The organism is Sphingomonas sp. Ant20 (assembly GCF_000783375.1).
GTDB lineage: Bacteria > Pseudomonadota > Alphaproteobacteria > Sphingomonadales > Sphingomonadaceae > Sphingomonas > Sphingomonas aerolata.
The window spans coordinates 1-23,790 of the sequence record NZ_JRVI01000035.1 but is presented as its reverse complement, the minus strand read 5'-3'; the positions used below and the strand labels follow the sequence as shown (position 1 = coordinate 23,790).

Genomic DNA, 23,790 nt, shown 5'->3' with positions numbered 1-23,790 from the left:
ATCCGGTCGGGCGCCCCACCCCAACCCCTCCCCTGAAGGGGAGGGGCTTTAGATGGAAGGAACGAGCCATGGCGACGACATTACGAGCACGGCCCGCGGCGCTGAACCTGACCGCGACCGCGCATGCGCGAATCGCGGACCTGATGGCGCGCGCGCCGGAGGAGTCGATCGGGGTCAAGCTGTCGACACCCAAGCGCGGCTGTTCGGGACTCGCCTATTCGGTCGATTATGTGAGCGAGGCCAAGCCGTTCGACGAACGGATCGACACGCCCGGCGGCACGCTGTTCGTCGATGGCGGGTCGATATTGTACCTGATCGGGTCGACGATGGACTGGGTCGAGGACGACTTCACGGCCGGGTTCGTGTTCCAGAACCCCAACGCCAAGGGTGCGTGCGGGTGCGGGGAAAGCTTCACGGTCTAAATTCTGCCGTGAGCTAATGTGTCCCCGCGAAGGCGGGGACCCAGACTGGGCTCCCGCCTTCGCGGGAGAACAAAGATCCGGCCGAGCCAAGGCGATGCCGGCCGACCGGCCGCCTTGCTTGCCCATCCCGTCCTGTGCCACTCCCCCCTGAAGAAGAGGGGATCTACGTGGCCAGTCTGTTTCGCCGAAAAATCGTCACCGAGCAGCCGCCCGAGCATCAGCTCGCGCGGACCTTGTCATGGCCGCATCTGGTCGCGATGGGCGTGGGCGGGATCGTCGGCACGGGGATCCTGACGCTGATCGGCGTCGGGGCGGGGCTCGCGGGCCCCGCGGTCATCCTGTCGTTCATCATCGCCGGCGGGATCTGTGCCTGCGCCGCGCTCGCCTATGCCGAGATGGCGACGATGATCCCCGCGTCGGGCAGCGCCTACACCTATAGCTATGTCGTGCTCGGCGAGCTGATCGCCTGGGTGATCGGCTGGAGCCTGATCCTCGAATATTCGCTGGTCGTGTCGACCGTCGCGGTCGGCTGGTCGGGCTATGCCGCGCCGTTGCTGCGCGGCGCGTTCGGGTTTCCCGAGGCGCTGACACTCAGCCCCGAGCTGGGCGGGATCCTGAACGTGCCGGCGATCGTCATCATCGCGGTCGTCGCGGGCGTGCTGTCGTTCGGGACGCGCGAGAGTGCGACGCTGAACGCGGTGCTGGTGGCGGTGAAGATGATCGCGCTGACCGTGTTCGTGTTCATCGCGCTCCATTATTTCAACAGCGCGAACCTGCAGCCGTTCATGCCCTATGGCTTCCCCAAGGCCGTCCAGCCCGACGGCGCGGAGCGCGGCGTGATGGCGGCGGCGGCGATCATCTTCTTCGCATTCTACGGGTTCGACGCGATCTCGACCGCGGCGGAGGAGACGAAGAATCCGGGCCGCGACCTCGCGATCGGCATCCTCGGATCGATGGTGGCGTGCATCGCGATCTACATCCTTGTCGCGGTCGCCGCGGTGGGCGCGTTGTCCTATACGCGGTTCGCCGGCTCGGCCGAGCCGCTCGCGCTGATCCTGCGCGAGATCGGGCGGCCGGGGTTCGCGACGTTCCTCGGCGCGTCGGCGGTCATCGCGTTGCCGACCGTGCTGCTCGCCTTTCTGTTCGGGCAGAGCCGGATCTTCTTCACGATGGCGCGTGACGGGCTGCTGCCGCTGGGCCTCGCCAAGGTTTCCAAGCGCGGTGCGCCGGTGCGGATCACGTGGATTACCGCGGCGATCGTCGCGGTGATCGCGGGGCTGTTGCCACTCGCCGAGATCGCGGCGCTCGCCAATGCGGGGACGCTCGCGGCGTTCGTCGCGGTGTGCGCGTGCATGCTGGTGATGCGTCGCCGTGCGCCCGATGCGGTGCGCACCTTCCGCGCGCCTGCCGCGACGCTGGTTGGCATCGTCGGCATTCTCGGCTGCCTGTATCTGTTCTTCAGCCTGCCCTCGAAGACACAACTCTATTTCGGCATGTGGAACCTGCTCGGGCTGGTGATCTACTTCGCCTATGCGCGGCCGCGGGCGCTTGCCGAATGAGCGGCTGGACGATCGGGATCATCGGCGGCTCCGGGCTGTACGGGGTCGAGGGGATCGAGGACGGGCGCTGGCAGACGGTGGAGACACCCTGGGGTGCGCCGTCGGATGCGATCTATACCGGGCGCGTAGGGCCTGTCGGGGTGGCGTTCCTGCCGCGGCACGGGCGCGGGCACAGAATCGCGCCGTCGGACCTGAACGCCCGCGCGAATATCGATGCGTTGAAGCGGCTGGGCGTGACCGATGTGCTGGCGGTGTCGTCGGTCGGGTCGCTGGTCGAGGCGCGGCCGCCGGGGAGCTTCACGATCGTCGACCAGTTCATCGACCGGACCAAAGGGCGGGTGTCGAGCTTCTTCGGCACGGGCCTGGTCGCGCATGTCTCGATGGCGGATCCCGTGTGTCCGCGCCTGTCGGGCTATGCCGCCGATGCCGCGCGTCAGGCCGGGGCCGAGGTCGACGACCGCGGCACCTATCTGGCGATGGAGGGGCCGCAATTCTCGACGCGCGCGGAAAGCCGGTTGTACCGCCAATGGGGGTGCGACGTGATCGGGATGACCGCGATGCCCGAGGCGAAACTCGCGCGTGAGGCGGAGCTGCCCTATGCGCTGGTCGGATGGTGACCGACTATGACTGCTGGCGCGAGGAGGCGGCGGGGGTCGATGTCGCGGAGGTGATTGCGCAGCTCGGTGCGGATGCGGCGAAAGCGCGCGCGATGGTGATGGCGTTGCTGCGCGCCTGCCGGCGGAGCGGCCGGCGTCGCCGATCGATACCTGTCTCGACAGTGCGATCATCACGGCGCGCGAGGCGCGGGATCCGGTGCTGGTGGCGAAGCTCGACGCGGTGGCGGGGCGGGCGCTCTAGCGGCGGCGTGACGCGCGAGGCTCTGGGTCCTGACGTTCGTCAGGATGACGGTTCGGGGAGGTGGTGGTTTGCCACCGGGTGCGGTGATCGGCGGAAGAATTGCGGCGATCCGAGGGCTCCGACACATTGGTGCAACATATCGGCGCGATGAGGTGGGGGTCGCCGCTCCCTCTCCCCCTGTGGACGGCGACGTGGCCGGGTTGTTCCCCCTCCCGGTCCCTCCCTGAACTACGGGGCGATCGTCATGGTCGCCCCGCTTTTTTTCTGCCGGGCCCGGGTCGCGTTCGAGACGCGCCGTCTGGTGAAACTCGCCATCCAAAACACGTCATCCCAGCGAAGATCGGGATATCCCTTGTAGTGGGCGACATGCGCCTCACGGGGATATTCCGGCTTTCGCTGGAATGACGGTAGTTCAGGGGGCAGGCGTCGTCCCGGATTGCGCCGGGACGACGTCGCCGGATCAGGCGGCCAGCTTGCGCAGGACGTAGTGCAGGATGCCGCCGTTGAGGAAGTATTCCAGCTCGTTGACGGTATCGATCCGGCACTTGGTCTGGAACGTCTCGCTGGTGCCGTCGGCGCGGGTCATCTTGACGCTCACGTCCTGACGCGGGCGGATGCTTGCCACGTCGAGGATGGTGAACGTTTCCGAGCCGTCGAGGCCGAGCGTCTTGCGATCGGTGCCTTCGGCGAACTGCAGCGGCAGCACGCCCATGCCGACCAGGTTCGAGCGGTGGATACGCTCGAAGCTCTCGGTGATGACCGCGCGGACGCCGAGCAGGTTGGTGCCCTTGGCCGCCCAGTCGCGCGACGAACCGGTGCCATATTCCTTGCCGGCGACGATCACGAGCGGCGTGCCGTCCTGCTTGAAGCGCATCGCGGCGTCGTAGATCGCCATAACCTCGCCGTCATATTTGGACATGCCGCCTTCGACGCCGGGGACCATCTCGTTCTTGATGCGGATGTTGGCGAAGGTGCCGCGCATCATCACGTCATGGTTGCCGCGGCGTGCGCCATAGCTGTTGAAGTCGGCCTTGCTGACCTGATGCTCCTGGAGGAAGCGGCCGGCGGGGCTGTCCGCCTTGATCGAGCCTGCGGGCGAGATGTGATCGGTGGTGATCGAATCGCCGAGGATCGCGAGCGGCTTGGCGTCGATGATGTCCTGCACCGGCGAGGGCGTCATGCTGAGGCCCTCGAAATAGGGCGGGTTGGCGACATAGGTCGACCCTGCGCGCCAGGCGTAGGTGTCCGAACCCGTGACGTCGATCTCGCGCCACTTCGAGTCGCCGGCATAGACGTCGCCGTAGCGCGCACCGAACATCGACGCGTCGATGTTGGCGTCCATCGTGCTGCGGACCTCCTCGTTGGTCGGCCAGATGTCGCGCAGATACACGTCCTGGCCGTCGGTGCCCTGACCCAGCGGCGTCTCGATCATGTCGGTCGTGACGGTGCCCTTGATCGCATAGGCGACGACGAGCGGCGGGCTGGCCAGGAAGTTGGCGCGGACGTCGGGCGAGACGCGGCCTTCGAAGTTGCGGTTGCCCGAGAGGACCGAGGCCGCGACGAGGTCGTTCTCGTTGATCGCCGACGAGATCGCCGGCGCCAGCGGGCCCGAATTGCCGATGCAGGTCGTGCAGCCATAGCCGACGAGGTTGAAGCCGAGCGCGTTCAGGTCGGCGGTGAGGCCGGCCTTGTCGAGATAGTCGGTGACGACCTGCGAACCCGGCGCCAGCGACGTCTTCACCCAGGGCTTCGACTTGAGGCCCAGCGCGTTCGCCTTGCGGGCGACGAGGCCGGCGGCGACGAGCACCGACGGGTTCGACGTGTTGGTGCAGCTGGTGATCGCGGCGATCACGACGTCGCCGTCGCCGATGTCGTGCTCACGCCCCTCGACCGCGACGCGCTCGGGCTGCTCCTTGTGGTAGAGCTTGTGGAGGTCGCTGTTGAACACCTCGTCGACCTTGTTGAGGCTGACGCGGTCCTGCGGGCGCTTCGGGCCTGCGAGCGATGCGACGACCGAGCCCATGTCGAGCTCGAGCGTGTCGGTGAAGACGGGGTCCTCGGCATTCTCGTCGCGCCAGAAGCCGTTGGCCTTGGCATAGGCCTCGACCAGCTCGACATTCTCGTCAGACCGCGCGGTGAGGCGCATGTAATCGAGCGTCTTGTCGTCGATCGGGAAGAAGCCGCAGGTCGCGCCATATTCCGGCGCCATGTTGGCGATCGTCGCGCGATCGGCGAGCGTCATCGACGACAGGCCTGGGCCGAAGAACTCGACGAAGCGGCCGACCACGCCCTTGGCGCGCAGCATCTGCGTGACGGTGAGCACGAGATCGGTGGCGGTGATGCCCTCGTTCAGTGCGCCCGTCAGCTTGAAGCCGACGACTTCGGGGATCAGCATCGAGACGGGCTGGCCGAGCATCGCGGCCTCGGCCTCGATCCCGCCGACGCCCCAGCCGAGCACGCCGAGACCGTTGATCATCGTCGTGTGGCTGTCGGTGCCGACCAGCGTGTCCGGATAGGCGATCATCGTGCCGTCGCCATGATCACCCGACGAGGCCGACGACCAGACGGCCTGGCCGATATATTCGAGGTTCACCTGGTGGCAGATGCCGGTGCCGGGGGGGACGACCTGGAAATTGTCGAGCGCCTTGCTGCCCCACTTCAGGAATTCGTAGCGCTCGATGTTGCGCTCGTACTCGAGGTCGACGTTATCCTCGAACGCCTTGGGCGTGCCGAACTCGTCGACCATCACCGAGTGATCGATGACGAGGTGGACGGGAACCTGCGGGTTGATCTTCTCGGGGTTGCCGCCGAGCTTGGTCATCGCATCGCGCATCGCGGCGAGATCGACGACGCAGGGCACGCCGGTGAAATCCTGCATCAGCACGCGCGCCGGGCGATACTGGATCTCGCGGTCGCTGCGACGCTCCTTCTGCCAGTCGACGATCGCCTGGATGTCGTCGCGCGTTACGGTGACGCCGTCCTCGAAGCGGAGCAGGTTCTCGAGCAGCACCTTCATCGAGAAGGGCAGGCGGCTGATGTCGCCGAGCTGTTCGGAGGCCTTGGCGAGGCTGTAATAGTCGTACGACTTGCCGCCGGTCGAAAGGCTCGTGCGGGTCTTGAGGGTGTCCTGGCCGATGGCAGTCATAGGGGTCCTTCCCGTGGGCGTCGGGCCGCCGGGCGCCGAGGGGAAAGCGGCCTATGGGACCGCGGGGGCGCGTAGGGGACCGACCTGAATGCGGTTACTGCCGGGGCCTTAGCAAGGGGGGGCGGGCGGGGGAAGGGCGGGTTTTGATTGAGACGCGGTTTCGCGTGCGCGACTAACATTGCGACCGACATTGCGACCGGGCCACAACCGGTTATGCTCCGGCTCCGTCGAAGGCCGATGCAGCAAGCACGCCGGAATGGAGAGGACCATAAATATGTCAGACGATGTCAAAGCCGCGATCGACAAGGGTGCTGGTCGGGCAAAGGCGGCGACCGATCAGCCGCGGGTGCGGCGAAGACCGCGACCGATCGGATGCAGGCGGATGCGCAGAGCGCGCAGGCCGCGTTTTCGGATCATTTCGGCGAGCCCGCCAAGCGCGCGGGCGAGGCGCTGAAGGAATCGGGACGCAAGATGGCGGAGAACGGGTCGACGATCGGCGCGAAGATGATTGACCAGGCCGAGCAGAATACGCGCGAGGCGTTCGCGGCGATGCGCGAAGCGGCGTCCGCCAAGGACCTGACCGAGGTGATGAAGATCCAGAGCGACTATCTGCGGATACAGAGCGAGCGCAGCATGAGCCAGGCGCGTGAGATCGGCGAGCTGATCATGCGGTTCGGGCGCGACGCGGTCACGCCGATGAAGGGCGGCTGATCATCGACCCGCGCCGGGCCGACAGGATCGGCCCGGCGCGACCGGCCTATTCGGCGCGCGGTGCGCCGGTGGCGGTGACGGGCCGCGGTCCGTTGGCGGTCGCCTCGAGCGTCGAGTCGCCGCCGAGCACGCGGTAGAGCGTGACCCGGTTGCTCGCGCCGACCAGCTGCGTCGCGACGAGGTTGCGCTGCGCGGTGTAGAGCGAGCGCTGCGCGTCGAGCGAGCTGAGGAAGGTGTCGATCCCGCCGCGATAGCGCGCGTCGGACAGGCGATAGGTGTCCTGCGCGGCGGCCGCGAAATTGACGTTGGCGGCGAGCTGATCGGCGATCGTGCCCTGGCGCGCGAGCGCGTCGGCGGTTTCCTGGAACGCGGTCTGGATCGATTTCTCGTAGTTCGCGAGCGCGGCATCGCGCTGCGCCCTGGTATATTCGACATTGGCGACGCCCGCGCCCGCGCGGAAGATCGGGTAGCTGATCGAGGGCGCGACCGAATAGTTGAACGCGCCGCCCGAAAACAGCGAGGTCAGCGCGCTGCTGGCAAAGCCGAGCAGACCCGTGAGCGAGACGCGCGGGAACAGCTCGGCACGCGCGGCGCCGATCTCGGCATTGGTCGCACGCAGCTCATATTCCGCCTGAACGACGTCGGGGCGGCGGAGCAGGATGCCGCTGTCGAGGCCGGCGGGCAGGGTGGCGACGGTCGGCAGCGCCTGCTCGATCGAGGCGGGCAGGAGCGCGGCGTCGAGCGGCGCGCCGACGAGCAGTTGCAGCGCGTTGATGTCCTGCGCGAGCGCGGTCTTCTGGGTCGCGAGGTCGGATTGCGCGGTGAACAGGATCTGCTGGGCCTGACGCAGGTCGGTGCGCGGTGCGACGCCGCCGCGGAGCCGCGCCTGGGTGAGGGTCACGCTGCGCTGCGAGCTGGCGACGGTGTCCTGCGCGATTCGGAGCAGGCTCTGGTCGGAGGCATAGGTCAGCCAGGCATCGGCGATGTCGCCGACCAGCGTCAGCCGGGTCGCACGCGCGGCGGCTTCGGTCTCGAAATAGCGGTTGAGTGCGGCACCGGTCAGCGAGCGGATGCGGCCGAACAGGTCGAGCTCGAACGCGGTGGTGCCGAGATCGACCGAGAAGGCGCTGTTCGAGCTGGACGAGCTGACGACGGTCCCGCCCGTGCCGGTCCCGCCGGTCCCCGTGCCGGTGCCTGTCCCGGTCCCTGTGCCGCCGGTGCCCGTGCCTGTGCCCGTGTTGCTGGTCGCGGTGCTGCGCGCGCCATTGCCGCCGCCCGAATAGCTGTAGCGGCCGCTCGCGTCGATCTGGGGGAGCAGGTCGGCGCGCTGGATGCGATATTGCGCGCGGGTGGCGGCGATGTTCGCGGCGGCGACGCGCAGGTCTCGGTTGTTTGCCAGCGCCTGGACGATGATCTGCTGGAGCCGCGGGTCCCGGAACACGTCGCGGTAGGTGAACGCCGGCAGCGCCGCTTCGGACTGACGCAGATAGGCGTCGCCGACCGGCCAGGATACCGGCGTGGGCAGCTCGGGCCGGACATATTTGGGGGCGAGCGAGCAGCCCGCGAGCGCGGTCGACGCGGCGAGGATCAGGAGTGGCGAACGCATCATGCGGGCTCCGGCCGGTGGGGGCCTGGTTGTTCGGGAGGGCCGAGCTTTTCGGAATCGCGACCGTCATGGTCATCCTCGCCGCCGTGGAAGCCGGTCGGGCGACCACGCAGCTTGGCGATGCCGTCGCGCGCGCCGCGGCGGACGAGCACGAAGAACAGCGGGATGTAGAAGATCGCGAGCAGGGTCGCGGTCAGCATCCCGCCGACCACCGCGGTGCCGATCGCGATACGGCTGTTCGCACCCGCGCCGGTCGACAGCGCGAGCGGCAGCACGCCGAGGATGAACGCAAACGAGGTCATCAGAATCGGGCGAAGACGGATCTTCGCGGCGGACAGCGCAGCCTCGATGACGCGCTTGCCCTTGCGCTCTTCCTGCTCCGCGAACTCGATCATCAGGATCGCGTTCTTCGCCGCGAGCCCCATCGTCGTGAGCAGCCCGATCTGCAGATACACGTCGTTGATGAGGCCGCGCAGCGTCACCGCGAGGATCGCGCCGACGAGGCCCAAGGGGATGACGAGCAGCACCGCGATCGGGATCGACCAGCTCTCATAGAGCGCGGCGAGGCACAGGAAGACGACGAGCAGCGACAGCCCGTAGAGGATCGGCGCCTGGCCCGAGGACAGGCGTTCCTGATAGGAGAGCCCCGACCAGGCGACCGAGGTGCCGGGGATCTTCCCGGCAAGCTCGGCGATCCGGGTCATCGCGTCGCCCGAGCTGACGCCCGCCGCGCCCGACCCCTGGATCTCGTAGGACGAGATGCCGTTGAACCGCGAGAGCGTCGTCGGCGCCTGCGACCAGCTGGTGCGCGCGAACGAGGAGAAGGGCGCCATCTGGCCGTTCGATCCGCGGACGAACCACTGGCTCAGGTCCGAAGGCGCGGCGCGGAACTGCGCGTCGCCCTGGACATAGACGCGCTTGACGCGGCCGCGGTCGATGAAGTCGTTGACATATTGGCCGCCCCAGGCGGTCGACAGCGTCGAGTTCACGCTCGCCTGGGTCAGCCCGAGCGTCGAGAGCTTCTGCTGGTCGGCATCGACACGCAGCGTCGCGACGTCGGGCAATTCGGTCAGGCGGATCGCGGTCAGCGAGGAATCGGCGCGGGCGAGCGCGAGCAGCTTGTCGCGCGCGGCGTTGAACTCGGTCTGGCTCAGGCTGCCGCTGTTCTGCAGCTGCATCGTGAAGCCGTTCGACGAGCCGAGACCGCGGATCGCCGGCGGGACGAGCGAATAGACCTGCGCATCGCGGAACCCTGCGAACGCCTCGGCCGCACGACCGGTGATCGCCTCGGCTGTATTCTCCTTGCCCTCGCGATTTTCCCACGGCGCGAACGAGACGAAGCCCTGGCCGGTATTCTGGCCGCTCGCACCACCGCCACCGCCGCCGCTGACGGTGAACATCGTGCTCACATTCGCCTTCTCGTTGGTGAAGTAATATTTCTCGATCTGCTTCTGCAGCGCGAAGGTACGCCCTTGCGTCGCGCCTGCGGGCAGCTGGAACTGGACGATGCCGGTGCCCTGGTCCTCGGTCGGCAGGAAGCCCGTGGGCAGGCGGAGGAACATCACCGCGAGCAGCGCGACGACCGCGGCATAGATCAGCAGGAACAGCCATTTGCGATTGACCACCGACTGGACGGCGCCGACGTATTTCCTCGTACCCTTTTCGAACGTGTCGTTGAACTTGTCGCCCGCGCGCGTGAAGAAATGCGCGACCTTCGGAAATTTGCGCTCGCCCCAGCTCTGTTCGGGATTGCCGTCGGCATCCTTCTTCTTCTGCTTGAGCAACGTCGCGGTCAGCGCTGGCGACAGGATCAGCGCGACGAGCACCGACAGGACCATCGCCGACACCATCGTCAGCGAGAACTGGCGGTAGATCACGCCGGTCGACCCGCCGAAGAACGCCATCGGCAGGAACACCGCCGACAGGACGAGCGCGATCGCGACCAGCGCGACGGTGATCTCGTTCATCGATTCGATCGTCGCCTCGCGCGGCGACATGTCGGGATTTTCCTCCATCAGGCGCTCGACATTCTCGACGACGACGATCGCGTCGTCGACGAGCAGGCCGATCGCGAGCACCAGCCCGAACAGCGTCAGCGTGTTGATCGAGAAGCCCGCGAGATAGAAGACGCCGAACGTGCCGAGCAGCACGACCGGCACCGCGATCGTCGGGATCAGAGTCGCGCGCCAGCTCTGCAGGAACACGAACATGACGATGACGACGAGGATCACCGCCTCGATCAGCGTCTTGATGACCTCCTCGATCGACAGCTTGATGAAGTTGGTCGTGTCGTTGGCGTAAGCGAATTTGAGGCCGGGCGGGAAGCTCTTGGCGGACTTCTCGACATAGGCCTTGACCAGCTCGGCGGTCTTGAGCGCGTCGGCGCCGGGGGCCAGCAGCACCGCGATGCCCGCGCCCGGATGCGCGTTGACGCGGCTGCGCGCGTTGTAGTTTTCGGCGCCCAGTTCGATCCGCGCGACGTCGCGCAACTTGACCGTCGCGCTGGTGTTGGTGGTCTTCAGGATGATGTTGGCGAACTGCTCGGGCGTCTGGAGACGCGACTGCGCGGTCACGGTCGCGTTCAGCATCTGCGTGTCGGGTTGCGGCTGGCCGCCGAGCTCGCCGGCCGCGACCTCGGTATTCTGCGCCTGGATCGCGGTCGTCACGTCGCTCGGGATCAGCTGGAAGCTCGCCAGCTTGTTCGGGTCGAGCCAGATCCGCATCGCATACTGCGCGCCGAAGACGTTGCTGTCGCCGATGCCCGGGATACGGCCGAGCGGATCCTGGAGGTTCGAGACGAGATAGTCCGAGACGTCCTGGTTGGTCAGCTTGTCGGTCTCGTCATAGACGCCGACGATCAGGAGGTTGTCCGGGTTCGACTTGCGGACGACGAGGCCCTGCTGCTGCACCTGGGTGGGGAGGCGCGACAGTGTCTGCTGGACCTGGTTCTGGACCTGGACCTGCGCGATGTCGGGATCGGTGCCCTTTTCGAACGTGACCGTGACCGTCACCGAGCCGCGCGACGACGAGGACGAGCTGAAATAGATCAGCCCGTCGATCCCGGTCAGCGACTGTTCGACGACCTGCGTCACGCTGTTCTGGATCGTCTGCGCGTTGGCGCCCGGGAAGGTCGCGCGGATCGTGACCTGTGGCGGCGCGACGTCGGGATATTGCGCGATCGGCAGGCTCATGATCGCGCCGATGCCGCCGAGCATCACGATGATCGCGAGCACCCAGGCAAAAATCGGGCGGTCGATGAAGACACGGGATAACATAAGGGTCTAGCCGGCCTTTTTCTGGCTGGCCTTATCGCCACCCGAGGAGTCGCCCTTGGGCGCTTCGATCTTTTGCGCGGTGTTTTCGGGGACCGGCTTCACGCTCTGATTGGGGGCGATCTTCGACAGCCCCTGCGTGATGATCCGGTCGCCGGGGTTGAGCCCGCTGGTGACGACCCAATAGGGGCCCTGCGTCCGGTCGGCCTTGATCGTCTTCTGCACCGCCTTGTTGTCGGCGCTAACGACATAGACGGTCGCATTGCCCTTCGCGTCGCGCGCGCGCCCGCCTGCGGCACGAGGAAGGCGCGCTGGTTGATCGCCTGCGCGAACTTCGCCTGGACGAACATGCCCGGCAGCAACAGCCCTTGCGGGTTGGGGAAGCGTGCGCGCAGCGTCACGGTGCCGGTCTCGGTGTTGACCAGCGCCTCGGCGAATTCGACCGAGCCGGTCGCGCCGTAATCGCTGCCATCCTCGAGCTTGAGGCGCACCTCCGCGCGGGTCGGGACGATGCCGTTCTGGCCGAGCGAGCGGCGCAGCGCGAGCAGGTCGCCCGAGGCCTGCTGGATGTCGACGAAGATCGGGTCGAGCCGCTGGATCTGCGACAGCGGATCGGTCTGAGTCGCGGAGACGAGCGCGCCGACGGTGAACAGCGATCGGCCGATCCGCCCGGTGATCGGCGCGGGGACGGTCGTGAACTTCAGGTTGATCTGCGCGGTCTCGAGCGCGGCGCGGGTCTGCGCGACCGACGCGGTCGCCTGACGCGAGGTCGCGATCGCGTTGGTGTAATCCTGCTTGCTGATCGCCTCCATCTCGGCGAGCGGCTTGTAGCGCTGCGCGAGGATGCCCTGCGCCTCGGCATTGGCGCGCGCGCTCTGCAGGTTCGCCTGCGCCTCGTTGGCGGCGGCGCGGTAGAGGCGCGGGTCGATCTCGTAGAGCGGCTGGCCCTTCTTGACGAGCGTGCCCTCGGTGAAGAAGCGGCGACGGATGATTCCGGTCACCTGGGGGCGGACGTCCGAGCTTTCGAACGCGGTGGTGCGGCCGCTGAGCTCGGTGGTCATCGCGACGCTCGACGGCTGTATGACGACATAGCCGACGGTCGGGGTGCCCTGACCCGGCTGACCGCCCTTGCCCTTGCCTTTTGCGGCATCGCCGCCGCCACCGGAACAGGCCGCGAGGCCGATCAGCGCGGGTCCCATCACGCGTAGCGCCAAGGGGTAAGTCGTTTGGCTATCAAGTGGGGTATCCGCGATCAGATGAGGGCCGGCTAAACCATGCGGATGTACCAGAAGTATGTCAGTTGAAAAGCGGACGCGAAAAATAGGGAAGAAAGAGTAACCTGGTTTGTTGGTGGGGGTGTTTTGTGGTGTTTCCGGGGTGGGGTTTTTGCGGTCGGTTGTGTTGGCGAAGGTCGGGATCCGGGGTCTCGAGGGGATCGTTGGTGGCTCTGGATCCTGACTTTCGTCAGGATGACGGGGGGTTTTGGGGGGGGCTGTTGCGATGATTCCGCTGATCGGTTCGTATTCCTGATCCGTTCGTGTTCCCCAACCCATTCGTCTCGCCCCAATCCGTTCGTTTCGTTTATCCGTTCGTTCCCCCCCTCCGTTCGTGCTGAGCGAAGTCGAAGCACCGTCTCTTGGGGCATGCCCTTCGACTTCGCTCAGGGCGAACGGGGGAGGAGGGACGGGGGGCGGTTGGATTGGATCGGGGGCAGTTGATTTGAAAAGGCGCAACACATGATCGATGACGACAAGCAGGCGGCGGCGGTGGCGGCGGTGGCGGAGGTTCGGGACGGGATGCTGGTCGGGCTGGGTACCGGGTCGACCGCGGCGTTCGCGATCCGTGCGTTGGGCGAGCGGGTCGCGGCGGGGCTCGACGTCCGCGCCGTCGTCACGTCCGAGGCGAGCGGCGCGCTGGCGCGGCAGGTGGGTATCGCGGTGCTCAACTTTGCCGATATCGCGCAGGTCGACCTGACGATCGACGGCGCGGACGAGATCGATGCGCGCTGTTTCGCGATCAAGGGCGCGGCAATGCTGCGCGAGAAGATCGTCGCCGCAAGCTCGGCACGGATGGTCGTGATTGCCGACGGATCGAAGCGGGTCGAACGGATCGGTGCGGCGAAGCTGCCGGTCGAGCTGCTGCCCTTCGCGCGAGGCTATGTGATGCGCGTGTTGAGCGACTTGGGTGCGGCGCCGGTGATTCGGCCCAACTATCGGACGGATCAGGACAATCTTGTCGCGGATTGCCGATTTCCGGCACTCGAGGACCCGCACGCGCTCGCTGCGGTGCTGGCGGCGATTCCGGGCGTGCTGGGCCACGGATTGTTCCTCGACGAGGTCGATGCCGCGTATATTGCATCGAAAGGCGTCGTTACGCGACTGGAACGCTCGGGTGCATCCGCCTAAAGGCATCCTATGTTGGCAACCAGATCGGATGCGCGGCGTTCGGTCACCGTCTAGAGCGAGGCTTTCTTTCATGACCGATACCGCAACCGCCCCCACGATGAAGGCGGATCCGAACCTGCACGAGGACGGTTCGCCCGAGCGTCTGACGATCGATACGATCCGCACGCTGTCGATGGACGCGGTGCAGAAGGCCAATTCGGGCCATCCCGGCACGCCGATGGCGCTCGCGCCGGTCGGCTACACGCTCTGGTCGAAATTCCTGCGCTACGATCCCAAGCATGCCGACTGGCCCAATCGCGACCGGTTCGTCCTGTCGGTCGGCCATGCGTCGATGCTGCTCTATGCGCTGATCCACCTCGCCAAGATCGAAGAGATCAGTGCGGACGGCGAGAAGAGCGGCAAGGAGGCGGTCAGCCTCGAAGACATCCGGCAGTTCCGCCAGCTTTCGTCCAAGACCCCGGGCCACCCCGAATATCGCCACACGACGGGTGTCGAGACCACGACCGGCCCGCTCGGCCAGGGTTGCGGCAATTCGGTCGGCATGGCGATCGCCGAGCGCTGGCTCGCGGCGCGCTACAACAAGGACGGCTTCACGCTGTTCGACCATGACGTCTACACCATCTGTGGCGACGGCGACATGATGGAGGGCGTCTCGGCCGAGGCGGCGAGCATGGCCGGGCATCTGAAGCTCAGCAATCTGTGCTGGATCTACGACAGCAACCACATCTCGATCGAGGGCGCGACCGATCTCGCATTCGACGAGGATGTCGGCCTGCGCTTCGACGCTTACGGCTGGAACGTCATCCATGTCGACGACGCGAACGACACTGCCGCGCTGAGCCGTGCGATCGAGACGTCAAGGCGACCACCGACAAGCCGACCTTCATCGTCGTGCATTCGGTGATCGGTTACGGCAGCCCGAAGGCGGGCAGCGAGAAGGCGCATGGCGAGCCGCTCGGCGACGAGAATATCCGCCTCACCAAGCAGGCCTATGGCTGGCCCGAGGACAAGTCCTTCTACGTGCCCGACGGCGTGATCGAGCATTTCAACGGTGCGATCGCGGAGCGTGGCGCGAAGCTGCGCGACGAATGGGTCGCGCTGACCGACAAATATCGGGGTGCATATCCCGAGCTGTCGGCCGAACTCGAGCTGCTGCTCAAGGACGAGCTGCCCGAGGGCTGGGACGCGGACATTCCGGTGTTCGAGGCGGATCCCAAGGGCGTCGCCAGCCGTGATTCGGGTGGCAAGGTGCTCAACGCGATCGCCGCCAAGGTGCCGTGGCTGATCGGCGGTTCGGCCGATCTCGCGCCGTCGACCAAGACCGACATCAAGGGCCAGCCCTCGTTCGAGGCGAACAACTATGCCGGCCGCAACTTCCATTTCGGCATTCGCGAACATGGCATGGGCGCGATCGTCAACGGCATGGCGCTGTCGCATCTGCGCTCCTACGGCTCCACCTTCCTCGTCTTCGTCGATTACATGCGCGCACCGGTGCGCCTGTCGGCGATCATGGAAGTCGGCGCGGTCTGGGTGTTCACGCACGATTCGATCGGCGTCGGCGAGGACGGCCCGACGCACCAGCCGATCGAGCATCTGGCGACGCTGCGTGCGATCCCCGGGCTCGACACGATCCGCCCGAGCGACGCGAACGAAGTCGTCGCGGCGTGGAAGGCGGTCCTGAAGGACGCCAGCACGCCCGCCGCGCTGATCCTGTCGCGCCAGGCGCTGCCGACGCTCGACCGGACCAAATATGCGAGCGCCGACGGCGTTGCGCAGGGCGGTTATGTGCTCGCCGATTGTGACGGCACGCCCGACGTGATCCTGATCGCGACGGGCAGCGAAGTGTCGCTCGCGGTCGACGCGCATGAGAAGCTGGTCGCGGACGGCGTGAAGAGCCGGGTCGTGTCGATGCCGAGCTGGTATCGCTACGAACTGCAGGACGCTGCCTACAAGGAAAGCGTGTTGCCGCGGGGCGTGCGGGCACGCGTTGCAATCGAGATGGCCGGGTCGATCGGCTGGGACCGCTATGTCGGGCTCGACGGCGCGACCGTGACGATGTCGACCTTCGGTGCCTCGGCACCGCTCGCCAAACTGCAGGACAAGTTCGGGTTCACCGTCGACAATGTCGTCAAGGTTGCCCGCCAGGTTATGGAGACCAAGTGATGGGTGCGCTCAACGATCTCGAAGGCTTCGGCCAGGCGGTGTGGCTCGATTTCGTCGACCGGAAGTTCCTGGAGGCCGGCGGTCTCCAGAAGCTGGTCGATGAGGACGGGCTGACCGGTGTCACGTCCAACCCATCGATCTTCGAAAAGGCAATGGGGCACGGCGAGGCCTATGACTCGACGCTCGCGAAGTTCGACAAGGAGAACCCCGGCGCTGCGACGATCGACCGCTACGAGCATCTCGCGATCCAGGACATCAAGGCGGCGGCGGAGACGCTGAAGCCCGTGTATGACCGGCTCGACGCGAAGGACGGCTATGTCAGCCTCGAAGTGTCGCCCTATATCTCGGACGATACCGACGCGACGATCGCCGAGGCGCGCAAGCTGTGGGCGGCGGTCGACCGGCCGAACCTGATGATCAAGATCCCGGGGACGCTCGCGGGTGGCCCGGCGATCTCGACCGCGATCTCGGAAGGGATCAATGTCAACGTGACCTTGCTGTTCTCGATCGACGCCTATGTCCGCGTCGCCGAGGCCTATGCGGCAGGGCTCGAGAAGCGCGTCGCCGAGGGCAAGCCGATCGACCGGATCGCCAGCGTCGCGAGCTTCTTCGTCAGCCGGATCGATTCGATGATCGACAAGCAGATCGATGCACGGCTCGAAAAGGGTGATGCCGACGCGGATGCGCTGAAGGCGGTGCGCGGCAAGGTCGCGATCGCCAACGCTAAGATGGCGTATCAGTGGTATCTCGAGTTCCTGAAGTCGGATCGCTGGCAGGCGCTCGCCGCCAAGGGCGCGCAGCCGCAGCGGCTGTTGTGGGCGTCGACCGGGGTCAAGGATCCGAGCTATCCCGACACGCTCTACATCGACACGCTGATCGGTCGTGACACCGTCAACACGATGCCGCCCAAGACGATGGACGCGTTTCGCGACCATGGCACCGCGGCGGAGACGATCACCGCGGATGTCGATGGCGCGAAGCATGTGCTGGCGGAAGCCGAGCGGCTCGGGCTCGACCTCACCGGCGTGACCGGCAGGCTGGTCGAAGAGGGCGTCGCCTCGTTCGTGAAGGCGTTCGACGACCTTCTCGGGTCGATCGCGAAGAAGCAGCCGGCGACGGCGTAAGACACGTTCCCGCTCGTGCCGAGTAGGGATCGAGCGAAGCCGAGAGACCGTATCGAGGTACATGTCCCTCGATACGTCGTCTCGACACGCTCGACGTCTACTCGGGACGAACGGCAGGTATTTTCCAGCGAAAGCGCGGAGTGAATCATGAAGATCGGACTGATCGGCCTCGGCCGGATGGGCGGCAATATCGCGCGCCGGTTGATGAAGAACGGCCATGAGGTCGTCGCGTTCGATCGCGATGCGGAGGCGGTGAAGAAGCTCGCGGCGGATGGCGCGATCGGCGCGGACTCGCTCGACGACATGCGCGGCAAGCTCGACACGCCGGCGATCTGGTGGGTGATGGTGCCCGCGGGCGAGCCGACCGAGCAGACCGTGCAGGCGATCGCCGAAAAGGCCGCCGAGGGCGACATCATCATCGATGGCGGCAACAGCTTCTACAAGGACGACGTCCGCCGTGCGAAGGAGCTCGCGGAAAAGGGCATCCGCTATGTCGACGTCGGCACGTCGGGTGGCGTCTGGGGCCTTGAGCGCGGCTATTGCATGATGATCGGCGGCGAGACGGAGACGGTCGACTATCTCGACCCGATCTTCGACACGCTGGCGCCGGGCATGGGCGAGATCGTCCGCACGCCGGGCCGCATCGAGGGGCAGGCCGATCCGCGTGCGGAAAAGGGCTATATCCACGCCGGCCCTCCGGGTGCCGGGCACTTCGTCAAGATGGTCCATAATGGCATCGAATACGGCCTGATGCAGGCCTATGCCGAGGGTTTCGACATTCTCAAGGGCAAGTCGGGCGAGCATGTCGCGGAGGACCAGCGCTTCGACATCAACCTGACCGACGTCGCCGAAGTGTGGCGTCGCGGCAGCGTGATCTCGTCGTGGCTGCTCGATCTGTCGGCGATCGCGCTGGCCAAGGATGGCACGCTCGAAGGGTTCAGCGGCAGCGTCGCGGATTCGGGCGAGGGCCAGTGGACGATCGACGCGGCGATGGAAGAGAAGGTGCCCGCCAACGTGCTGAGCGCCGCACTCTACGCACGCTATCGCAGCCGGGTCGACCATACGTTCGGCGACAAGCTGTTGTCGGCGATGCGCTTCGGCTTCGGCGGGCATGTCGAGATGCCCCAGTGAGCATCAAGCTGCTCGTGTCCGACGTCGACGGCACGCTCGTCGACAAGGACAAGAAGGTCGCGCCCGCGACCGTCGATGCGGTCAGGCGGCTGAAGGCGGCGGGGCTGGGCTTCACGATCATCAGCGCGCGGCCGCGATCGGGGATGATGCCGATCGCCGAGCTGCTCGGCATCGACGAACCGATGGGCGCGTTCAACGGCGGGATCGTGTTCAAGCGCGACGGCACGGTCATCGAGCATCACATGGTCGATATCGACGTCGTGCGCGGCGCGATGGACATCATCGGTGACGCCCCCGTCGATACCTGGATCTTCGCCGACGACGTCTGGTATGCCAGCACCGACCAGGGCAGCCATGTCGACAGCGAGCGGAAAGCCTCGGCGCAGGACCCGGTGATCGTCGCCGACTTCACCGATCTGCTCGGCAAGGCGGACAAGGTGACGTTCGTCAGCGACGACGAGGATCTGCTGCGCGACCTGCACGCCAAGGTCGCGGCGAAGTTCGACGCGCAGGCGACGATCGTCCAGAGCCAGACCTATTATCTCGACATCACGCCCGTGGCGGGCAACAAGGGCAGCGGGATCGAGGAACTCGCGGACGCGTTCGGCATCAGCCTGACGCAGACCGCGGCGATCGGCGACCAGGCGAACGACATCGCGATGCTCAAGCGGGCCAGGCTGGCGATCGCGATGGGCAATGCGCCGCAAAATGTCCGTGACGTCGCGCACGAGATTACCACCGCGAACGATGCCGATGGCGTCGCGCACGCGATCGACACATTTATCCTGACTGGAGTTTCCGCATGAAAGAGTTGGTTGCCTTTGACCTCGACGGAACGCTGGCCGAAAGCAAGCAGCCCTTGCAGGAGCCGATGGGCGAGGCGCTCGCGGACCTGCTCGACGTCGCGCATGTCGCGGTGATCTCGGGCGGCGACTGGCCGCAGTTCGAAAAGCAGGTCGCGAGCCGTCTGCCCGAGCGCGCCGATCGCACCAAGCTGTGGCTGATGCCGACGACCGGCACCAAGCTGTACCGGTTCGACGACGCCTGGCGTGCGGTCTATGCCGAGCTGTTCGAGGAAGACGAGAAGCAGAAGATCCTCAAGGCATTCGACGAGTCGCTCGAGGCGACCGGGTTCGTCCCCGAGCAGACCTGGGGCGAGCGGATCGAGGATCGCGGCAGCCAGATCACCTTCTCCGCGCTCGGCCAGGAAGCGCCGATCGACGCCAAGCACAGCTGGGATCCCGACTTCGCCAAGCGCAAGGTGATCCAGGCCGATCTGCGCCAGCGTCTGCCGGGTCTGTCGATCAACATGGGCGGCGCGACCTCGATCGACATCACGCGCGAGGGTGTCGACAAGGCGTACGGCCTGAAGAAGCTCAACGAGGCGAGCGGGATCGCGCTCGACAAGATGATGTTCATCGGCGACGCGATCTTCCCGGGCGGCAACGACTATCCGGCCGAACAGCTCGGGCTCGACGTCGTGAAGGTGAAGAATGTCGACGGCACGCTGGCGGCGATCGCCGGGATCGTCGCATGCCTGAAGTAAGCGCATGAGCGTCGCGTTTCGCCGCGAAAGCGACGAGGAACATCTCGAGCCGAAATTCGAACAGCCGATCGCGCCGGGGCCCAATTTGGTCACGGCGCGCGGCCTTGCGCTGATCGGCGAGCGCGTCGAGACGATCGAGGCGGCGGTGGCGGCCGAGACCGACGAGGAAGCACGCAAGGTGCTGCTGCGCGACCTGCGCTACTGGCACACGCGCCAGACGACGGCAGAGCTCGCGCCCGAACCCGAAGAGGGTGAGGTCGGGATCGGATCGTCGGTGCGCGTGCGGATGAACGGCGCGGAGCGGACGATCGCGATCGTCGGCGGCGACGAGGCGGAGCCGGGCGAGGATCGCCTCGCTTTCTCCGCCCCGCTCGCACGCGCGCTGATGGGCGCCGCGGTGGGCGAGACGGTGGCGTTTGCCGGCAAGGCGGATGCGATCGAGATAGTGGAGATCGCATAATGGCCGAGGCGAAATTCGAACGGCACCGCCAGCCCTGGACCCAGGACGAGATCCAGAAGCTGCACACGCTCGCCAAGAAGGGCATGGCGCTGAAGGCGATCGCCAAGGCGCTGACGCGGAGCGAGGAATCGGTGAAGACGCGCGCGAAGGAAGATTCGCTGAATATCGCGAAGCTGCGGTGATTTTTCCGTTGCCCTGATTTTTGTCAGGATGACGATTCTAGAATTCACCACCCCGGCGGAGGCCGGGGTCCAGTTGGGGAGGTGGGGGTAAGGCGGCGCGCGACGTGCGTCATTGCCGTCCCCCAACTGGGCCCCGGCCTTCGCCGGGGTGGTGCTTTCGTTAGGAGCAGGTGGCGCCTATAAGGGCGATCCCGAACGCGCTGAATCCGGCCTTGTTCTCCCGCGAAGGCGGGAGCCCGGATCCTCGCCTTCGCGGGGAAACACCTTTGACCAGCGGCCTGCACCCCGCGCCGCACGGAGCGAACCTTGTCCGATTACGACGCGATCATCCTCGGGGCAGGCGCCGCCGGGCTCATGTGCGCCGCGGTCGCGGGGCAGCGCGGGCGGCGGATCCTGCTCGTCGATCATGCCGAGCAGGCGGGGAAGAAGATCCTGATCTCGGGCGGCGGGCGGTGCAACTTCACCAACATGCACACCGCCGCCGACCGCTATATCTCCGCCAATCCGCATTTCGCCAAGTCCGCGCTCGGCCGTTACACCGCGCAGGATTTCCTCGCGCTCGTCGAGAGTTACGGGATCGCGTGGCACGAAAAGACGCTGGGGCAGCTGTTCTGCGACGGCTCGGCGAAGCAGATCGTCGAGATGCTGCTCGACGAATGCGACAAGGGGCGGGTCGATCTGTCGCTCGGGCGCGCGGTCACTGCGGTCGAGCATGGCGATGGCGGCTACCGCGTCGCGATCGACGGCCGCGCGGTCACCGCCCCCGCGCTGGTGATCGCGACCGGTGGGCCGTCGATCCCGAAAATGGGCGCGACCGGTTTTGCCTATGATCTGGCGCGGCAATTCGGATTGAAGGTGGTCGAGCCGCGGCCCGCGCTCGTCCCGCTGACGCTCGGCGGCGACGAGATCCTGTTTCGCGAATTGTCGGGCGTCGCCGCCGATGTCGTTGCGACGGCCGGCAAGGCCGCGTTTCGCGAGGCGGCGCTGTTCACGCATCGCGGACTGTCGGGCCCGGCGATCCTGCAGGCCTCGTCCTATTGGCGGCACGGCCAGCCGGTGGGCATCGATTTCGTCCCCGACCGCGACTCCGGCTGGCTCCCCGCGGCGAAGCGCACCACGCCGCGCACGACGCTGCGCAAGCTGCTCGGGGGGACGCTGCCTGACCGACTCGCCGAGACGCTGAGCGAGCGGCTGGGGATGACGGGGGAGATTTCCACGCTCACCGATCGCCGGCTCCAGGATGCGGAGCGTGCGCTAAGCCATTGGCAATTCACGCCAAATGGCAGCGAAGGCTATGCCAAGGCGGAGGTGACGGCGGGCGGAATCAGCACTGCTGAGCTTTCTTCACAAACAATGGAAGCCAAACGCGTAAAAAACCTGTATGCGGTCGGCGAAGCGGTCGATGTCACAGGGTGGCTCGGCGGCTACAACTTCCAATGGGCATGGGCGAGCGGGTGGGCCGCGGGCCAAGTCCTGTAGGGACCACCACGCCAGTGCTTTGCCGTAGCGTCAAGCCGGCCACCAATTAGGACGTACATGCCTTTTTCAAATATTCCGTCGCTTCTTTCCGAAGCGCTCGCCGCGCGTGGCTATACCGCGCTCACCCCCCGTCCAGGCGCATGTGATCGAGGAGAATGCGGTCGGTCGCGATCTGGTCGTGTCGGCACAGACCGGCTCGGGCAAGACCGTCGCGTTCGGCCTGGCGATGGCCGGCGAACTGCTCGGTGAAGCGGGTGAGGACGGCGTCCAGCGCCTGCCGGCGCCGCACAAGCCGCTCGTCCTGTGCATCGCACCGACGCGCGAACTCGCGCTGCAGGTCAGCCGCGAGCTGATGTGGCTCTATGCCAAGGCCGGCGCGCGCATCTCGACCTGTGTCGGCGGGATGGACGCGTCGAAGGAGCGTCGCAGCCTCGCACACGGCGCGCATATCGTCGTCGGGACGCCCGGCCGTCTGCGCGACCATCTCGAGCGTGGCGCGCTCGACCTGTCGGCCCTGAAGGTCGCGGTGCTCGACGAGGCCGACGAGATGCTCGACATGGGCTTCCGCGAGGATCTCGAGCAGATCCTCGACGCGTCGCCCGAGCAGCGCCGTACCCTGCTGTTCTCGGCGACGATGCCGCGGCCGATCGTCGCGCTCGCCAAGCGCTACCAGAAGGATGCGCTGCGCATCTCGACCGTCGGCGAGGATCGCGGTCATGGCGACATCTCGTACCAGGCCGTCACGGTCTCGCCGTCCGAGATCGAGCATGCGGTGATCAACCTGCTGCGCTTCCACGAGGCGGAGACGGCGATGCTGTTCTGCGCGACCCGCGATAACGTGCGCCATCTGCACGCGAGCCTGGTCGAGCGTGGCTTTGCCGCGGTCGCGCTGTCGGGCGAGCATTCGCAGAACGAGCGTAACGCCGCGCTCCAGGCACTGCGCGACCGTCGTGCACGCGTCTGCGTGGCGACCGACGTCGCCGCGCGCGGCATCGATCTGCCGACGCTCAGCCTCGTCGTGCACGTCGAACTGCCACGCGATGCCGAGACGCTGCAGCATCGCTCGGGTCGTACCGGTCGTGCGGGCAAGAAGGGCACCGCCGTGCTGATCGTGCCGTTCCCGCGTCGCCGTCGCGTCGACATGATGCTGAAAGGTGCGAAGATCAACGCGGAGTGGGTCAACGCCCCGACCGCCGAGGACATCCGCAAGAACGACCATGAGCGGTTGATCACGATGCTGATGCAGCCGGTCGAGGTCGAGGACGAGGATCGCGAGCTCGCGACCCGCCTGATGGCCGAGAAGACCCCTGAGGATATCGCCGCGGCGCTGGTCCACATGCACCGCGCGACGATGCCGCAGGCCGAGGATCTGATCGACCAGAGCAAGCAGTCGGTCAGCGACGATCGTTCGCAGGGGCCGCGCGCGGGCTTCGAGGACACCGTCTGGTTCCGCATGGATATCGGTCGTCGCCAGAACGCCGATCCGCGCTGGATCCTGCCGCTGATCTGCCGTCGCGGGCACATCACCAAGTCCGAGATCGGTGCGATCCGCATCGGCCCGAACGAGACCGCGTTCGAGATCCCGCGTGCCGTCGCGTCGCGCTTCTCGGCAGCGATCCAGCGTACCGCGCAGGCGGGCGAAGAGGAGAGCGGCGTCGCGATCGAGGCGATGCAGGGCGCGCCCGAAAGCACCGCACGCCATGCCGGCGGCGGTGGCCGCAGCAACG

At 66.6% G+C, this 23,790-nt stretch carries 14 protein-coding genes and 4 pseudogenes; 14 read left to right on the top strand and 4 right to left on the bottom strand.

Going from position 1 to position 23,790, the window contains the following annotated elements; all coding sequences use genetic code 11:
- Positions 1–68 precede the first annotated feature (68 nt).
- From NI18_RS06830 to mtnP, 3 genes and pseudogenes are all read left to right on the top strand, one after another.
- Positions 69–422: an iron-sulfur cluster assembly accessory protein gene (locus NI18_RS06830; RefSeq protein WP_031441054.1), complete on the top strand. Its 354-nt coding sequence runs from the start codon at positions 69–71 to the stop codon at positions 420–422.
- A 167-nt stretch (positions 423–589) separates the two neighbouring features.
- On the top strand, positions 590–1,981 hold the full coding sequence (locus tag NI18_RS06825) for an amino acid permease (protein ID WP_037528993.1): 1,392 nt from the start codon (positions 590–592) through the stop codon (positions 1,979–1,981).
- Positions 1,978–2,839: pseudogene (gene mtnP / locus NI18_RS06820) on the top strand (S-methyl-5'-thioadenosine phosphorylase). Before NI18_RS06825 ends, mtnP begins: the two are co-directional and overlap by 4 nt.
- A gap of 460 nt (positions 2,840–3,299) precedes the next feature.
- Here mtnP and acnA read toward each other — a convergent pair.
- The gene (gene acnA / locus NI18_RS06815; protein WP_031396444.1) at positions 3,300–5,984 is read right to left on the bottom strand and encodes an aconitate hydratase AcnA; all 2,685 of its coding nucleotides are present in this window, start codon (positions 5,982–5,984) and stop codon (positions 3,300–3,302) included.
- Positions 5,985–6,356: 372 nt separating this feature from the next.
- Between acnA and NI18_RS06810 the strand changes: the two genes are divergently transcribed.
- The gene (locus NI18_RS06810; RefSeq protein ID WP_037528991.1) at positions 6,357–6,695 is read left to right on the top strand and encodes a phasin family protein; all 339 of its coding nucleotides are present in this window, start codon (positions 6,357–6,359) and stop codon (positions 6,693–6,695) included.
- A 46-nt stretch (positions 6,696–6,741) separates the two neighbouring features.
- Here NI18_RS06810 and NI18_RS06805 read toward each other — a convergent pair whose 3' ends face one another.
- The 3 genes and pseudogenes from NI18_RS06805 to NI18_RS06795 all read right to left on the bottom strand — a co-directional run bounded on the left by NI18_RS06805 (position 6,742) and on the right by NI18_RS06795 (position 12,772).
- Complete coding sequence (locus tag NI18_RS06805) at positions 6,742–8,304, bottom strand: efflux transporter outer membrane subunit (RefSeq protein WP_037528989.1); 1,563 nt, start codon at positions 8,302–8,304, stop codon at positions 6,742–6,744.
- Positions 8,301–11,576, bottom strand: a complete 3,276-nt coding sequence (locus NI18_RS06800; RefSeq protein WP_052149044.1) for a multidrug efflux RND transporter permease subunit — start codon at positions 11,574–11,576, stop codon at positions 8,301–8,303. Before NI18_RS06800 ends, NI18_RS06805 begins: the two co-directional genes overlap by 4 nt.
- Before the next feature lie 6 nt (positions 11,577–11,582).
- Positions 11,583–12,772, bottom strand: a pseudogene (locus NI18_RS06795) (efflux RND transporter periplasmic adaptor subunit).
- Positions 12,773–13,309: 537 nt separating this feature from the next.
- Between NI18_RS06795 and rpiA the strand changes: the two are divergent.
- From rpiA to NI18_RS06745, 10 genes and pseudogenes are all read left to right on the top strand, one after another.
- Entirely contained in the window at positions 13,310–13,978 is a 669-nt protein-coding gene (gene rpiA / locus NI18_RS06790; RefSeq protein WP_037528987.1) for a ribose-5-phosphate isomerase RpiA, read from the top strand.
- Between the two features lie 70 nt (positions 13,979–14,048).
- Positions 14,049–16,141: pseudogene (gene tkt / locus NI18_RS06785) on the top strand (transketolase).
- Entirely contained in the window at positions 16,141–17,265 is a 1,125-nt protein-coding gene (tal, locus tag NI18_RS06780) for a transaldolase (protein WP_037528985.1), read from the top strand. Before tkt ends, tal begins: the two are co-directional and overlap by 1 nt.
- Positions 17,266–17,412: 147 nt before the next feature.
- A complete protein-coding gene (gnd, locus tag NI18_RS06775; RefSeq protein WP_037528983.1) occupies positions 17,413–18,396 on the top strand; it encodes a phosphogluconate dehydrogenase (NAD(+)-dependent, decarboxylating) in 984 nt (327 codons plus the stop codon).
- Positions 18,393–19,202 (top strand): Cof-type HAD-IIB family hydrolase, encoded by an 810-nt coding sequence (locus NI18_RS06770; protein WP_037528981.1) that lies wholly within the window; start codon positions 18,393–18,395, stop codon positions 19,200–19,202. The genes gnd and NI18_RS06770 overlap by 4 nt, the downstream gene beginning before the upstream one ends.
- Positions 19,199–19,942, top strand: coding sequence for an HAD-IIB family hydrolase (locus tag NI18_RS06765; RefSeq protein WP_031396456.1), 744 nt, complete (start codon positions 19,199–19,201; stop codon positions 19,940–19,942). Before NI18_RS06770 ends, NI18_RS06765 begins: the two co-directional genes overlap by 4 nt.
- 4 nt (positions 19,943–19,946) lie before the next feature.
- Positions 19,947–20,402, top strand: coding sequence for a GreA/GreB family elongation factor (locus NI18_RS06760; RefSeq protein WP_031441771.1), 456 nt, complete (start codon positions 19,947–19,949; stop codon positions 20,400–20,402).
- A complete protein-coding gene (locus NI18_RS06755) occupies positions 20,402–20,584 on the top strand; it encodes a hypothetical protein (protein ID WP_031396458.1) in 183 nt (60 codons plus the stop codon). Before NI18_RS06760 ends, NI18_RS06755 begins: the two co-directional genes overlap by 1 nt.
- 306 nt (positions 20,585–20,890) lie before the next feature.
- A complete protein-coding gene (locus NI18_RS06750; RefSeq protein WP_037528979.1) occupies positions 20,891–22,063 on the top strand; it encodes an NAD(P)/FAD-dependent oxidoreductase in 1,173 nt (390 codons plus the stop codon).
- A gap of 57 nt (positions 22,064–22,120) precedes the next feature.
- Positions 22,121–23,790: pseudogene (locus NI18_RS06745) on the top strand (DEAD/DEAH box helicase); the annotation flags it as partial.

Excerpts from the sequence above, each read along its gene's own strand:
- gnd (WP_037528983.1), top strand. The coding sequence starts at position 17,413 with ATGAAGATCGGACTGATCGGCCTCGGCCGGATGGGCGGCAATATCGCG.
- NI18_RS06765 (WP_031396456.1), top strand. The coding sequence starts at position 19,199 with ATGAAAGAGTTGGTTGCCTTTGACCTCGACGGAACGCTGGCCGAAAGC.
- acnA (WP_031396444.1), bottom strand. The coding sequence starts at position 5,984 with ATGACTGCCATCGGCCAGGACACCCTCAAGACCCGCACGAGCCTTTCG.
- tal (WP_037528985.1), top strand. The coding sequence starts at position 16,141 with ATGGGTGCGCTCAACGATCTCGAAGGCTTCGGCCAGGCGGTGTGGCTC.
- NI18_RS06810 (WP_037528991.1), top strand. The coding sequence starts at position 6,357 with ATGCAGGCGGATGCGCAGAGCGCGCAGGCCGCGTTTTCGGATCATTTC.
- NI18_RS06760 (WP_031441771.1), top strand. The coding sequence starts at position 19,947 with ATGAGCGTCGCGTTTCGCCGCGAAAGCGACGAGGAACATCTCGAGCCG.
- NI18_RS06755 (WP_031396458.1), top strand. The coding sequence starts at position 20,402 with ATGGCCGAGGCGAAATTCGAACGGCACCGCCAGCCCTGGACCCAGGAC.
- rpiA (WP_037528987.1), top strand. The coding sequence starts at position 13,310 with ATGATCGATGACGACAAGCAGGCGGCGGCGGTGGCGGCGGTGGCGGAG.
- NI18_RS06800 (WP_052149044.1), bottom strand. The coding sequence starts at position 11,576 with ATGTTATCCCGTGTCTTCATCGACCGCCCGATTTTTGCCTGGGTGCTC.
- NI18_RS06830 (WP_031441054.1), top strand. The coding sequence starts at position 69 with ATGGCGACGACATTACGAGCACGGCCCGCGGCGCTGAACCTGACCGCG.
- NI18_RS06805 (WP_037528989.1), bottom strand. The coding sequence starts at position 8,304 with ATGATGCGTTCGCCACTCCTGATCCTCGCCGCGTCGACCGCGCTCGCG.